This is a genomic window from Sulfurovum sp. UBA12169 (genome assembly GCA_002742845.1).
GTDB lineage: Bacteria > Campylobacterota > Campylobacteria > Campylobacterales > Sulfurovaceae > Sulfurovum.
Genome location: DLUH01000004.1, coordinates 37,000 through 51,996 on the forward strand (window position 1 = coordinate 37,000; position 14,997 = coordinate 51,996).

Annotated in this window: 15 protein-coding genes and 1 pseudogene; all 16 read left to right on the top strand. The window is 40.2% G+C overall.

The features are described 5' to 3' along the window. Nucleotides 1–28: 28 nt before the first annotated feature. The 16 genes and pseudogenes from CFH81_04535 to CFH81_04610 all read left to right on the top strand — a co-directional run bounded on the left by CFH81_04535 (nt 29) and on the right by CFH81_04610 (nt 14,819). Complete coding sequence (locus tag CFH81_04535) at nt 29–598, top strand: siroheme synthase (GenBank protein DAB40511.1); 570 nt, start codon at nt 29–31, stop codon at nt 596–598. A 105-nt stretch (nt 599–703) separates the two neighbouring features. Beyond that, entirely contained in the window at nt 704–1,015 is a 312-nt protein-coding gene (locus CFH81_04540; GenBank protein ID DAB40582.1) for a hypothetical protein, read from the top strand. An 8-nt stretch (nt 1,016–1,023) separates the two neighbouring features. Beyond that, on the top strand, nt 1,024–2,268 hold the full coding sequence (locus tag CFH81_04545; GenBank protein DAB40512.1) for a hypothetical protein: 1,245 nt from the start codon (nt 1,024–1,026) through the stop codon (nt 2,266–2,268). A gap of 3 nt (nt 2,269–2,271) precedes the next feature. Then, a complete protein-coding gene (locus tag CFH81_04550; protein DAB40513.1) occupies nt 2,272–2,592 on the top strand; it encodes a DNA methyltransferase in 321 nt (106 codons plus the stop codon). Between the two features lie 56 nt (nt 2,593–2,648). After that, nucleotides 2,649–3,560: a hypothetical protein gene (locus CFH81_04555; GenBank protein ID DAB40514.1), complete on the top strand. Its 912-nt coding sequence runs from the start codon at nt 2,649–2,651 to the stop codon at nt 3,558–3,560. A 180-nt stretch (nt 3,561–3,740) separates the two neighbouring features. Next, nucleotides 3,741–6,557 carry a periplasmic nitrate reductase subunit alpha gene (locus CFH81_04560; protein ID DAB40515.1) on the top strand — a complete coding sequence of 939 codons (2,817 nt, stop codon included), beginning with the start codon at nt 3,741–3,743 and terminating at the stop codon, nt 6,555–6,557. 11 nt (nt 6,558–6,568) lie between these two features. Further along, entirely contained in the window at nt 6,569–7,420 is an 852-nt protein-coding gene (locus CFH81_04565; GenBank protein ID DAB40516.1) for a ferredoxin-type protein NapG, read from the top strand. Then, nucleotides 7,410–8,213, top strand: coding sequence for a quinol dehydrogenase ferredoxin subunit NapH (locus CFH81_04570; protein DAB40517.1), 804 nt, complete (start codon nt 7,410–7,412; stop codon nt 8,211–8,213). The genes CFH81_04565 and CFH81_04570 overlap by 11 nt, the downstream gene beginning before the upstream one ends. A gap of 14 nt (nt 8,214–8,227) precedes the next feature. After that, a complete protein-coding gene (locus CFH81_04575; protein ID DAB40518.1) occupies nt 8,228–9,190 on the top strand; it encodes a hypothetical protein in 963 nt (320 codons plus the stop codon). Next, on the top strand, nt 9,190–9,732 hold the full coding sequence (locus tag CFH81_04580) for a nitrate reductase (GenBank protein ID DAB40519.1): 543 nt from the start codon (nt 9,190–9,192) through the stop codon (nt 9,730–9,732). Before CFH81_04575 ends, CFH81_04580 begins: the two co-directional genes overlap by 1 nt. 43 nt (nt 9,733–9,775) lie before the next feature. Beyond that, a complete protein-coding gene (locus CFH81_04585) occupies nt 9,776–10,735 on the top strand; it encodes a hypothetical protein (GenBank protein DAB40520.1) in 960 nt (319 codons plus the stop codon). A 64-nt stretch (nt 10,736–10,799) separates the two neighbouring features. Further along, complete coding sequence (locus tag CFH81_04590; GenBank protein ID DAB40521.1) at nt 10,800–11,276, top strand: chemotaxis protein; 477 nt, start codon at nt 10,800–10,802, stop codon at nt 11,274–11,276. A gap of 53 nt (nt 11,277–11,329) precedes the next feature. Next, nucleotides 11,330–11,680 (top strand): nitrate reductase, encoded by a 351-nt coding sequence (locus tag CFH81_04595; protein DAB40522.1) that lies wholly within the window; start codon nt 11,330–11,332, stop codon nt 11,678–11,680. Further along, nucleotides 11,681–11,977: a hypothetical protein gene (locus tag CFH81_04600; protein DAB40523.1), complete on the top strand. Its 297-nt coding sequence runs from the start codon at nt 11,681–11,683 to the stop codon at nt 11,975–11,977. It abuts the gene before it with no gap. A 2-nt stretch (nt 11,978–11,979) separates the two neighbouring features. Further along, nucleotides 11,980–12,179 (top strand): annotated as a pseudogene (locus CFH81_04605) (hypothetical protein). A 153-nt stretch (nt 12,180–12,332) separates the two neighbouring features. Continuing rightward, complete coding sequence (locus CFH81_04610; protein DAB40524.1) at nt 12,333–14,819, top strand: hypothetical protein; 2,487 nt, start codon at nt 12,333–12,335, stop codon at nt 14,817–14,819. Nucleotides 14,820–14,997 lie beyond the last annotated feature (178 nt).

Consider the following 14,997-nt stretch of genomic DNA (forward strand, 5'->3'; position numbering starts at 1 on the left):
TTTCATAGAGAATGACAAAAGGAATATAATGTCTTTTTTTCCAATGTATATGGACATGCAGCATTTAAAAATATTGGTAGTAGGCGGAGGAAAGGTTGCAAGCGAGAAACTAGAGAAACTTGTTGACTTTACCGAACAGATTACAGTGATCGCCATCAAGACAGATGCCCAGGCGGAATGTCTTATTGAAGAGCATGGTTTGACACTGTATCAAAGAATGTATAAAGAGGGCGACATAAAAGGGTTTGATATGGTGATTGTGGCAACAGATACCATAGATCTTCATCGGGCGATTTATGAAGAGTCAAGAGAGAGCAGAATACTGGTCAACAGTGCAGACAATATAGCCTACTGTGACTTTGTTTTTCCATCTTATATCAAACAGGGAGATTTGACTATTTCTTTTTCAACAGGGGGAGCCTCCCCCGCGTTTGCTAAGCAGATACGTAATTATTTTTTGGATAAAATTCCAAACACAGTAGATGAATTTTTGCAAAAGATGAAATTTTTACGTGCTCAAATGCCCAAGGGCAAAGAACGGATGCAGAAATTTGATGCGATGGCAAAAGAATTTATAGAAAAAAACTTTAAGTCTTGACGCGAGTCAACAAGATTAGAAAAAAAGCTGACTATAATGCAATAAATTAAACTATAGGAGATAATAATGAAAACAATTAATAAACCAGACAATGCAGAAGAGTTTATGCCGCAGGGGGCTACGGTTCCTTTTTTTAAATATCAAATGGGAGAAGATCAAATTATCGAATTTGATACTTCAAGATGCGGACCCCCAGAGCCCATGGTGAACGCTATGATAGGTCTTAAAATGGTGGATGAACACACGAAGCTGTTGATGATCAACCACAAAAGACCAATGGGTTTGCTCGAAAAAGTTCAACAAAATTTTAATCTTGAAGAGGCAGACACAGAAGAAGGAAATGTGCAGCTTCTCTTTTCTCATAAAGCAGGAGAGAGCGAAAAAGCAAATCTTAACGATAGCGCTTGCCACGGTTGACAGTATAAATGTTTAGTATATCCAAAGAGTATGCCCCGCCGTTTGAAATGATTGCTCCTTTTTTTAAAATGGGAGCGCTTTTTTACTTAATAGGGGTGATATTTTTACTTTTTATAGATCCAGGCAGCTCTTATTCGGACATGACTATTGTAGGGTGGACCCACTGGTTTTTATTAGGTTTTATCATGATGATCATTTTTGGAGCAATGGCGCAATTGGTGCCGGTGGTCGTAGAGGTGGGGCATTTTTCTGTGGATCTTTATCTTGTGATTTGGCCGCTTTTGATGGCGGGAGCAATCATTATGAGTATAGGGTTTATTTTCATACCCGCCGCGTTGCCGTATGGTGGGCTATTGGTGCTTACAGCCATGATCATTTTTCTTTACGATACAAGCATGACACTTAGAAGAGTGGAGCACATTTCGTTAACGGTTAAAACAGTAGCGGCTGCAAATCTTTTTTTGCTCTTAGGTATTGTGACAGGTTTTATTATGTCTTTAGCCATAGGGGAAGGCTTAGATGTTAATATAAACAAATGGCTCGGCGTTCATGTTGTGTTAGTGTTGGGCGGATATGTAACATTGACTATCATGGGGCTATCGCTTATACTGTTGCCCATGTTCGGGCTTTCGCATGGGTTTGATGAAACTCCCATCAATCGTGCATTCAAGCTGATGATTGTCGGGGTGTTGGGCTACTTTTTTTCATCGCTCTTTGGGATCAGCTGGGGAAACATTTTATTTCTTCTTGTGATGTTTGCCTCGGTGAGTTTTTATCTCCAACAGATCGTCATTATTTACAAAACAAGAGCACGAAAAGAAAATGATATCTGGGCTAAATCCATGTTCTTTGGATACGGTTCTCTTTCTTTTGCTTTGATTTTGGGAATTTTATGGCTTTTTATAGATGCCCGGCAGTTATTGCTTGGTTCGGCATGGTTTTTGATAATGGGCTTTTTTGCTTTTTTGATCAATGGCCATCTTTACAAAATTATTCCTTTTTTGGTATGGTTTAAGCGTTATAGTCCTTTAGTCGGAAAAGAAAGGGTTCCTATGCTGCATGAAATGTATCCCAAAAAAGAAGCCGAATATGAGTTCGTTTTTTCTGCATTTGGAGTCGCGATCGCTGGCATAGGAATTTTATTTGGAAGTACCATACTTTTCAAAGCTGGTGTATCTTTTTTAATTGTAGGTGCCGGATTTATGTTTTATAGTGTGGTGTGGATGATAAATTATGGAAAAAATAAGGAGTAAACAATGTGCAATATAACAAAAGAGCAAGTCTATGAAGCAATCAGTACGGTCATAGACCCTGAAGTGGGTTTTAATCTTGTTGAGATGGGGCTTATCTATGATGCGCTCATTGAAGAATCTTGTAATGTAAAGGTGGTAATGACTCTCTCAACACGAGGTTGCCCTTTGCATCAAATGATTACACAATGGGTGCGTGAAGCAGTGGAGCGTCTTGAAGGGGTAGGTGTCGTTGAAGTGGATGTAGTCTGGGAGCCTGCTTGGAATATTTCAATGGCTGATGATAATGTTAAGGTTGCATTGGGCGGCGGCACTGCGATGTGGTAACACTTTGATACTATTTGTCTGGATACGTAAAAATTTTTAAAGAAAAAGAGAGAAACATGCAGCAGCAATATACCAGTCTCAAAGAGGATTATAAATTTTCGCAAGAAGATAATGAATTGCTGCTGAAGCTTAAGCCTAGGATGGAAGAGTTATCTGAAGAGTTTATCGATGAGTTTTATGATTATATTTGGGGATTTGGAGCAACAGCCTCTTTTTTAAAAAATAAACAAATTATTGCCTATCATCGCGAAAAAATAAAAGAATGGTTTGTAAATCTTTTTTGCGGACAGTATGACATGACCTATTTTATGTATTTATACAAGATAGGGGAAGTGCACGTAAGGATCGGATTGCCGACACATTATGTAAATGCTGCGTTTACTTTCGTCCGAACATTTGTCTTGAAAAATATTGAAAAGAACGCTTCAGAAAAAGAACGTTATGCTAAAGAAATTATAGCTGTTGAAAAAATTATCGATATGAATCTGGATGTGCTTACCAGTTCTTACAGAGAAGAAGAGTTGAGCAAGTTTTTGTCAATGTCAAAATTTGAAAAAACCATTTTATCCGGATTAAAAAAATTTACATCCTATATCAATTTTCTTCTTGCGGGTGCATTGGCTTTGGTTGCTTTTTTTGCTATAGGCCTGTTTTCATATGATATTTATCTTCTTTTTTTTACTGATATAGGCATGGAAAAAGGTATTCTTACGGTATTGGGAAGCTTGCTTGTTTTGTGGGCAGCGATAGAGCTGATTCATGAAGAGATCAAACATTTGCAAGGACAGGGATTTGCGATAGGCGCCTTTATCATGCTCGCGATGGCCGCACTTATTCGAAAAGTTCTAATCTACTCCCTGTCTACTGAAAAAAGCACAGAACTTTTAATTATAGGGGCCGTCATAGTGGGCCTGGCAGTCGCCTACTGGCTTGTAGGGATAAAGACAAAAAACTCTTCGGATCTCTAAATAAGACAAATTTTATCCTTAATTATTTCTTAGAAAAATCATCGTTTAGAGCTAAAATCTTGATTTGAATCAAGATTTTAGCTCTAAACAAAGTGCTATTATTATCAAGTAAATTTATGTTGTTTTTAAGTTCGATTGAACTATCATAGAATGTAAATTATAAATATCAAAGGAGGCTATATGTCAGTAAGTAGACGAGATTTTTTGAAAAATTCAGCAGCAGTGGCAGCAGCTGGGGCTGTAGGGATTACTATCCCTGCGGCAGCACAGGAAGCGGCAGCACAAGCAGAGTCGGATTGGAGATGGGACAAGGCGGCTTGCCGTTTCTGTGGAACGGGGTGTGGAATCATGCTTGCTACAAAAGGCGGAAAGATTGTCGCTGTCAAAGGCGACCCGGCAGCGCCTGTAAACAGGGGTCTTAACTGTATTAAGGGATACTTCAATGCGAAGATCATGTATGGTGCAGATAGGCTTAAAACACCGCTTTTGAGAATGAACGACAAGGGTGAATTTGACAAAAAAGGTAAATTCCAACCTGTAAGCTGGAAGCGTGCGATAGATGAGATGGAAACTCATATCAAAAAAGCACTTAAAGCAAGCGGGCCGGAAGGTGTTGCAATGTTTTCATCCGGACAACACACAATTATGGAAGGGTATGCGGCTCAAAAGTTATGGAAAGCCGGATTCCGTTCAAATGCTCTTGATCCCAATGCGCGTCACTGTATGGCTTCTGCGGTTGTCGGATTCTATCAAACGTTTGGTATCGATGAGCCATCAGGATGCTATGATGATATCGAATTGACAGATACCATTGTCTCTTGGGGCTCAAATATGGCAGAGATGCACCCTATTCTTTGGTCTCGTGTTTCTGATAGAAAGCTTTCTAGTCCAGACAGAGTAAGAGTAGTCAATATGTCTACCTATACCCACAGAACTTCAGACCTTGCAGATATAGAGATTATTTTCTCTCCAAATACAGATGTGGCGATTTGGAACTATATTGCACGTGAAATCGTCATGAGAGACGAAGCAGAAAAAATCATTGATTGGGATTTTGTAAACAAACATATGGTTTTTGCCGTGGGGCCGGTTAATATCGGTTATGGATTGAGACGCTCAGACGACAAATCTATCAAAGAGAATAAATATAGCGCTCTTGAGATGGAAACAGTTTCTAAAGAAATGGAAAAGACTATTTCAGCAAAAGAAGCACCTGCGCTTGAGCCATACGGATACAAAGAAGGTGATGTAATGAAAAACATCCCCGGTACACTTGCGCACTGGGAAATTTCTTTTGAAGAGTACAAAAAATCACTTGAACCCTATACGCTTGAGTATACAGCAAAGATTGCAAAGGGTGATCCAAACGAAGATATTGAGCAGTTCAAGAAAAAACTTCAAGCGTTGGCAAACCTTTATATTGAAAAAGACAGAAAAGTGGTTTCTTTCTGGACAATGGGTATGAACCAGCACACTAGGGGAACTTGGGTAAATACGCAGTCATATAACGTACACTTTATGCTTAACAAACAAGCAAAACCTGGTTCAGGGGCATTCTCGCTTACCGGTCAGCCCTCAGCTTGCGGTACGGCAAGAGAAGTAGGAACATTTACTCACAGATTGCCGGCGGATATGATGGTTGAAAACCCAAAACATAGAGAGATTACTGAAAAAGGCTGGAATGTGCCGCTTGGTACTATCAACCCCGTAGGTGATCAGCATATTATGAAAATTCATAGAGATATTGAAGACGGTGTTGTAAAATTTGCGTGGGTGAGCGTATGTAATGCGTATCAAGATTCTGCAAGCGCGCACCACTGGATCAATGCAGCCAGAGAAATGGATAACTTTATCGTTACGTCGGACGGATATCCGGGAATTTCTGCAAAAGTTTCCGACCTTGTGCTTCCTTCAGCAATGATCTATGAAAAATGGGGCGGTTACGGTAACGCAGAGAGACGTACGCAGCTTTGGAGACAACAGGTGGTTCCGGTAGGTGATGCGATGAGTGATACTTGGCAAATGGTTGAGCTCTCTAAGAGATTTAAAGTCAAAGATGTTTGGGGTGAGTATACTCTCAGAAGCGGGACAAAGCTTCCAAATGTGATCGAAGAAGCTAAAAAGATGGGCTTTACTGAAGAGTCAACAATGTTTGATATTCTTTTTGCAAACGAAAGAGCAAAATCTTATAAAGCGGACCCAAATAAATTCCCGCAACAAGGATATGACAACACGGAAGTGTTTGGTGACAACAGAAACGTAAAGGGATCTGACGGAGAAGTATTTAAAGGGTATGGCTTTATGCTTCAAGAATATCTTTTTGAAGAGTATGCAAGCTTTGGTAGAGGGCATGGCCATGACTTGGCTCCGTTTGAAGTATATCACCAAGTTAGAGGACTTAAATGGCCGGTTGTTGACGGAAAAGAGACGCAGTGGAGATTTAACGTTAAATATGATCCTTATGCGGCTAAAGCAGCTAAAGAAACAGGAGCAGACGATTTTGCATTCTATGGCACATTGGCAAAAGCATTGCCGCAGGGTGACTTGAGAGGCATTAAAGACCAGACTGCAAAACCATTACCAAATAAAGCAAAAATATTTGCAAGACCTTACATGGATCCACCGGAAATGCCGGATGAAAACTATGATATGTGGTTGTGTACCGGACGTGTGCTTGAGCACTGGCATTCAGGTACGATGACCATGAGGGTTCCTGAACTTTTCCGTGCGGTTCCTGAAGCGCTTTGCTACATGCATCCCAATGATGCTAAAAACAAAGGATTTAAACAGGGCGAATTGATCTGGGTGGATTCAAGAAGAGGAAAAGTAAAAGCAAGGGTGGAGACTAGAGGACGTAACAGACCGCCTCAAGGTTTGGTATTTGTGCCTTGGTTTGATGAGAAAGTATTTATCAACAAAGTTTGTCTTGATGCAACTTGTCCAATGTCTAAACAGACAGACTATAAAAAATGTGCGGTAAAACTGTATAAAGTTTAATAGGAACAATTATGAAGGATACTACTAAAAAATCTCAAATTAGTGAAAGACGAAAGTTTTTCACTAACATTGCACACAATGCAGGATTGGGCGTAATGGGTGGATTATTGTGGGCTGGCTATGCTGATAAAGCAAAGGGTTCGACTTTGACACTTAGGCCTCCTGGTGCACTGAAAGAAGAGGATTTTTTAAGTGCATGTATTAAATGCGGGCTTTGTGCTGAAGCATGCGTAAATCGGCCATCCAACATAAACAAGCAGACGGGTAAACCAAGACCAGGAACGCTTAAGATGGCAAAAGCAAAAGATGATGTTACTATCGGTACGCCTTTCTTTATTGCAGCTGACATCCCTTGTTATATGTGCGAAGATATTCCTTGCGTGCCTGTGTGTCCCACCGGAGCTTTGGATATTGCGTCGTTGACAAATAAAGACAGTGAACTTGATTTTAGATTGATGGATATGGGTATTGCGGTGGTTGATCCAAACTCTTGTATCGCTTTTTGGGGAATACAGTGCGATGCCTGTTATCGCGCTTGCCCTTTAATGGATGAGGCGATCAAACTTGAATATGACAGAAACGAGAGAACAGGCAAACACGCGTTCTTGAAACCTGTTATAGTAATGGATGTCTGTACAGGATGCGGGTTGTGCGAAAAAGCTTGTGTTACAGAGAAGCCGGCCATCTTCATTCAGCCTAGAGAAATTGCGCTTGGAAAGCCGGGGGATCATTATGTTAAAGGATGGGACAGCAAAGATGAGCAAAGAGCTGTCAGCCAGGAAGTTAAAGATGTTACAACAAAAACAGAGAGAAGCGAACAAGGTGCGGCTGACTATCTGAATGAAGGAGTAGATTTTGAGTAATGTTAAATATCTCATCCTAAGAAGGATCAGTCAGATTACACTTTTGGTTCTTTATTTTGGTGCCAATGCATATGGGTGGAAGATGCTTGCCGGTACCATGTCAAGTTCTTCTGTGTTAGGGAAAATACCATTGAGCGATCCGTTTGCAGTACTGCAAATGTTTGCGGCAGGTGCAGTGCTTACGTTTGACATAATTTTGGGCGCAATGATCATTGTGTTGTTTTATGGGATTATCGGAGGACGTGCTTTTTGTTCTTGGGTATGTCCTGTCAATATGGTCACGGATGCTGCAAATTGGCTGAGAAGAAAACTCTACATGGATAAAATAGAACGAAAAGTATGGATGAGCCGTAATATCAGATATTATATGATCATTCTTGCCTTAATTGTCTCTTTTGTGAGCGGATTGGCTGCGTTTGAGATTATCTCTCCCATCACGATTTTAAATCGCGGGGTGATATTTGGTTTTGGTGCCGGAGCGGGATTGCTTGTGGCTATCTTTCTGTTTGATCTTTTTGTGCTTAAAAACGGATGGTGCGGGCATATCTGTCCTTTAGGAGGAGTGCATTCTATTATTGGTAAGTACAGTCTGCTAAGAGTAAAACACAACAGCGACAACTGCACGCTTTGTATGAAGTGTAAAGAGGTGTGTCCTGAAGTGCAAGTGCTTGATATGATAGGTAAGCGCAGTGAGTTTGTTGTAAAACAAGAGTGTACCAACTGCGGAAGATGCGTTGATGTGTGCAATGATGATGCGCTTAGCTTTAATATACGAAATTATTTAAAACAGTAATCTGGAGGAAGAAAATGAACAAAATGATAAAACTAGCAACATTGGGCGTGTTGGTTGCTGCTCCTACTCTTTATGGAGCAAGTGTAGCCGCATGTGTGGGGTGTCATGGACAGCAGTTTGAAAAAGCTGCAATGGGTAAGTCAAAGATCGTTAAGGATATGGCAAAAGAAGAGATCATCGCATCGCTAAAAGGCTATAAAGACGGTTCTTATGGCGGCGCAATGAAAGGGTTGATGACAGGACAGGTTGCCTCATTGGATGATGCAAAAATTGAAGCAATTGCCGCATTGATTAAGGGGGGTGCCGCCGTAGCTTCCGATAAAGCTACAGAACATGCGGCTGCATCTGCAGTGGCTGAAGCGAAAGTAATTGATATCAATGAAAAAGCATGTGATCCTGAAAGAATAAAAGCCGAAGACCTTGCAGCTAAAAAGAATTTATCTGCAGATGAGATAGGGCTTAGAAAAACGGCTCTATTTGAAGAGGGAGATGAGACAACAGGCGTAAAAACAGACTATGAAAGACCGGCTCCCGGACAATCGACAAGGTTTGAAAGAGCGTATATGAATGCTCCGCCGATGGTTCCCCACAGCATTGAAGGAATGGAACCTATTACAAAAGAAAATAATCAATGTTTGGGTTGTCATATGCCAGAAGTTGCTACAGGCATAGGCGCGACACCACTCCCGGTGACACACTTTACAAACTACCGGCCAGAGACGGTTATGAAAGGGAATGAAGTGCTTATGGAAGGCAAGGTCGTAGGAACAGAGCTTAAAACCGTTGGCGATATTAAATTGGCCAAAACAAGACAGACAGACGAGATATATCAAGGAAGATTTAACTGTACACAATGTCATGCTCCGCAAGCCAATGTTGATACTGCTGTTGCCAATACGTTTACGCCTGACTTTAAAGACGGCAAAGGTGAAACTGCTTCCAGTTTGATGGATGTAATGAATGAGGGTGTTAGATAGTGGCATCACGTCGTGATTTTTTAACAGCATTTAGAAAACCACTCAAGAATATCAGTGAGGAGTCTGCCCTAGTGGTAAGGCCTCCTTATTGCTATAGCGAATCTCTTTTTCAGAGTGAGTGCCCGGCTTGTGAAAGTAAAGCCTGTGTTGCTTCCTGTGATGAAAAGATTATTTTGATACGGGCGGATGGAACACCTATGCTCAATTTTACGAAGAGCGGATGTACATTTTGTGAAGAGTGTGCGAAAGCCTGCCAAATGAATGAAATGGATGTTTTAAGTTTGGACTATGAACATACCAAAGAGAAAGTGAATGCAATCTTTCGCATCTCAACCGAAGCGTGTGTGGCGCACCATGGGGTGGTTTGCTTTTCCTGTAAAGAGCCATGCATAGATAATGCGATATTGTTTAATGGAATGTTTAATCCTGTAATTGATATGGATAAGTGTACAGGATGCGGCTTTTGTCTAGGAAGATGTCCGACAAAAGCGATCAATTATTTTGCAACACAGATTGTGCGAAATCCGAAGGATGAAGAATAAAATGAATTTGCAATTTTTTAGATACCCAAAAAAGGAGGCTTAAATGCTCAAAACAATATTGGCGGGGTTGTTTGTCTGTCTGTCTATAGCGCATGGCGTGGAAACATACGCACCTGTGCAGCAGATAAAGCTTAACGGAACCGCAAAAGATATAGTACTTCATGAAGATAGGCTTTTTATTGGTACGGAACAGGGTTTTTTGCAAGTGTATGACTATACGGCTCAAAAATTTACATACGCTATCGAGCTTCCAAAAATCAAAGATTTTGTAGGTGATATGGTTCCTCCCAGAGTGTTCAGTGTGGATTTTAGTGATGGGAGATATGTTCTTTTGAGCGACAGCGGCCAAGGAGGATTTACCAACATGTGGATTCACGAAAACAACACAACAACACAACTTATCAGCCCAAAAGATAAAAAAGCATTAGTGAAAGCACGTTTTATTGATAAAGAGCATCTAATGCTTGCATATTTGAGCAATGAGGTGGCTCTTTTTAATATAGAAACAAAAAAAGAACTGTACCGTGTTCAGTTGAGTGAGTCTAAATTTTCTGATTTTGCCCTTAATGAAGATAGAACCATTGTTGTTTTTAGTTGTGAGAGCGGTGTATTAAATGTGATTGATGTTTCCGCCGGAAAAGTTTTAAAAGAATTAAAGGGCGTAAACCTTGACAATGTTTACAAGGTAGACTTCAAAAATGGTATTGTTTCGGGAGCAGGGCAAGACAGAAGAGGCTCACTTTATGATGCTGAAAGCGGAAGGGGCGATTATATTGAAGGAAATTTTCTTATTTATGCTACAGGCTTAAGTCCAAGTGCGTCAAAAGTGGCATTCGCTATGGATGAGCATAATGATATTTCTGTATATGATGTTGCCACAAAATCTAAAATAGCACTACTTCAAGGACAAAAAAGTACACTAAATACCATTATTTTCAAAGATGAAAAAATACTATTTTCCACCAGCGAAGACAATACGGTCATGATGTGGGAGTTAAAATAAATCGTTTGGTTTAATGTCAATGTGTTGTTGACGCCAGTAATTTACTAAAATTTAAGGAGATGCAATGGATACCTCATTTGATATGTTTATAGAAACAGAAGTACCGGAAAATGAATTAATCATTTCAAGAACAAGTTTGAGTGGTGTTATTACTTATGCTAATGAAACATTTGCTAAAATAAGCGGCTATGAAGTAGAGGAGCTGATCGGCAAACCTCATAATATAGTAAGGCATCCTGATATGCCCAAGTCTGTTTTTAAAGAGGTATGGGATACTCTTGCGCTTGGAAAAAATTGGCAAGGTTTTGTTAAAAACAGACGCAGTGACAATGGGTATTATTGGGTGCATGCGGATATCTCAGGTGTTTACAAAGACGGGAAGCTCGTTGAATATAAATCGCTTCGTTCTCCTGTTGACCGAGAAACCAAAATAAAAATGCAAAACCATTACGATGCGCTCCGAAAAACCGAAGAAAAAAGCTCACGCGTTGTGCTTTATCTAACCGATGAGCAAATCGAAGCAATCACCAAGATCATCTGATCACTTTTTTAGTGATAGGATCGGGTTACACTAGACAAAAAAAGGAAGAATAAATGAATATATCAAGTATTGTGGTTCAGGTAAGATCAGAAAGATATGATGAAGTCAAAGACGCACTGGAAGCAAGCGGTTTGTGTGATTATCATTTTGGGGATAAAGAAAGAGGGAAAATCATTATCACAATTGAGGGTGAAAATGTTGAGGAAGAGATAAAAAAGTTAAAAGGCATCCAGGCAATTCCCGGAGTTATTGCGGCGGATATGATGCAAACCTACCAAGAAGAGCTTGATGTAGCGATTAAGGCGCTAGAGGCCGCTGATAGTGTACCTGATATTTTACAAGATGAAACGATAGACATTCGAGATATTGTCTACCATGGCGATCTTAGAAAAAAAGATTTATAAATGTCAGGTCTTATAGCTTCAACCATAAAGACAAATCCGATGGGGCGTTGGTATATTGAAATCAGTGACACCTCTAAACCGGAGAAAGTTGAAATATGTTTTGATATTGTTGAGTATGAAGAGAAAATTGCCGCGATGGGTAAAGAATATGACGGAAAAATCGAAGTTGTATGGTCGGCAGATACTGATGTTACTCCTACGCAAATCCATGAAATCAGACAACAGATAATGGTCTATGAATCCGAACAGGATGCGATCGATAACAGTCTTTCTGAAAACAAAGATCAATTGTTGTAATCTTGAAAATTTTTTTCAGAGAGATTTATGGAGCGGGAGCGCTCTTTTTTATTACATGAAATATATTATCCTTGTAGGGTGGCCTGTCCTTTATTTTGGACTTGACTATAAGCCGAATTTTATTATGCATGGGGTATGGTTTTACTGTTTTGTTTTAATGATAAAAGATTTTATATTAGTATTTTTTTCAAAGAAACCATAGGTTGTGCAAAAGAGCGCCGCTGCAATAAAATATAATTCTGATACGGTATGCAAAAAAAGTGTAAGCGATAGTTTTATCTGCGTATCAGTGCATCTTCAAGAGGGTTGTTAAAAATTTGATTTCGTTAAAATGTATGTTCAAAAAAGATAAATGATGGTTCTAAAAAAATATGTTGATTTTGTGACACGCCATTTTAAAGGCGTTTTACTTTTTATGTTTATTGCAACAGCAATTTTTTCATATTATTCGCGGTATTTAACTATTGATGCTTCAGCAGAAACGCTGTTGTTGGAAAATGATGCTGATTTGAAATTGACGCGTGAAGTGCATGGACGGTATATCAGTCCGGATTATCTGGTCATCGCGTTCAGCCCGAAAGAGCCTATGCTGTCTGATGCGACTCTCACTGCAATAAAATCTTTTAAAAAAGATCTTTTAAAGATCGAGAGCGTCGAGAGCGTTACTTCTTTGCTAGACGTTCCTTTGCTTCAAAGTCCGCCGATGGAAATTTCAGAAGTGGTCAAAAATGTCCGTACTCTTTCTTCTGCGGATATAAATTATACGCAGGCCCAAAAGGAGTTGACTACCAGTCCGCTCTATGCAAACAATCTTGTCAGCAGTGATTTTAAAACGACCGCCATCACGGTCAATCTCAAAGAAGATGCCAAATATACGGAGCTTCTTAGCAAAAGAAATGCATTTCTTGATCTAAAAGATAAAAGAGCTTTGAACGGAAAAGAAAAAAAAGAGTATGAAGTTGCAAAAAAAGCGTTTAAGGCATATGTAGACAGCACCAAAGACGATACGCACAAGCTTATAGAAGAGGTACGATCGGTACTGGATCCGTATCGCCAAAGCGGCGAGCTCCACTTGGGCGGAGTGATGATGATCGCAGATGATATGATAAGCTTTGTCAAAGATGATATCGCTATTTACGGAACTGCCATTTTGGTGATTATGATCTTGATGCTTTGGGTTATATTTAGACAGGTACGGTTTGTTGTGCTGCCTATCGTTATCTCGTTTTCCGCGGTAGTGATGACAGCCGGCATCATCGCCTTGATAGGATTGGAAGTTACGGTTGTCTCATCAAATTTTGTGGCGATGCAGCTCATTACTACACTCTCTTTGGTGATTCACTTGATAGTTTCCTACCGCGAAGAATATGCCCTGTTTCCCCGCTATAGCCAAAAAGAACTCATCGAGATCACTTTGAAGCGGATGTCTGTTCCCTCGGTGTTTATCGTTCTTACTTCGGTAGCGGGGTTTGTCTCGTTGATGACGTGCGATATTCTGCCCATTATCGATTTGGGCACGATGATGAACATAGGGGTTACCGTTTCGCTTGTCGCTGCTTATCTTATCTTCCCGTCAGTAATGATGCTTTTGCCGAAAAAAGAGCCTGTGTATATTTTTGACAAAGCCTTTACGCTCAATAAAAAGTTTGCCTATATTGTCGAAAATCACGGCAAAAAGATACTTTTGACTGTGGTGGCGATCCTTGCGTTCAGTTATTACGGTGTTACAAAACTGATTGTAGAAAACAGCTTTATCAATTATTTTAAAGAAGATACGGAAATATACAAAGGAATGCAGGAAATCGACAGCAATCTCGGCGGTACGACACCTTTGGAAATCATTGTAAAATTTCCCGATACACAGGAAAAAAACAATCCAAGCTCAGAAAATACACAAGAGGGCGACGAGCTGAGTGAATTTGCAGAAGAGTTTGAAGAAGACGAAAATAATGCACAGTATTGGTTTACCGACGAAAAGAGGCAAACCATTTTAAAGGTGCATGACTATCTTGAATCTATCCCGGAGATAGGCAACGTATCATCGCTGGGCACCCTGTATAAAGCGGGAAGAATACTCAAAGAGGGCGAAGATTTTGACGGCCTTGAGATGGCGCTGATGTATAATGAATTGCCGTTAGAATACAAAAAGATTCTTTTGCTGCCTTATGTCAATACAGACAACAATGAAGCAAGATTTGTTGCGCGCATTATGGATTCCAATAGTGAATTAAGACGCGATGCGCTGCTTAAAAAAATCAAACAGGAACTCCAAACAGAAGTCGGACTTGACCCGGAAAACTTTAAACTTGTGGGCATGATGGTACTGTACAACAATATGCTTCAATCATTGTTTGATTCTCAAATATCGACGTTGGGGCTTGCGCTTTTGCTGCTTGGCGGAATGTTTTTATTTTTATTCCGCTCACTTAAAGTGGCGATGGTGGCGCTGACTGTAAACTTGGTGCCAATCAGCGTTATTTTTGGCATCATGGGAGTGATGAACATCCCGCTTGATATTATGAGCATTACGATTGCTTCCATCGCACTTGGCATTACCGTCGATAACACGATTCACTACTATTACCGTTTCAGAGAGGAATTGCAGTCTGACGGAGATTACCTGGCTTCGATGCATAGGGCGCATTCAACCATCGCATTTGGGATGTTTTACTATTCGATCGCAACGATTGTCGGGTTTTTGGTTTTGGTCACGTCAAACTTTATCCCGACGCTTATTTTTGGGCTGTTGACAGTGATTGTTTTGCTTGTGGCGATTGTGTCGGATCTGCTTTTCTCGCCTTATCTGGTGCTGCTTTTTAAGCCCTTTGGCACGAAAAAGTAGGCTTTTTTTGGGTGTTTGTTGTATCTCATGCAGGCATAAGAAACGCTCAAATCGTTGTTAAAATTTTTCGGGACATTATGTAACTCACATTGATAAAGCCTTGGAAGCCGCAAAGCGAAGCTATCCTAGTTTATTGTTTTATTATAAGCCAGTCCCCATGGAATGTAAAGTATGTTAT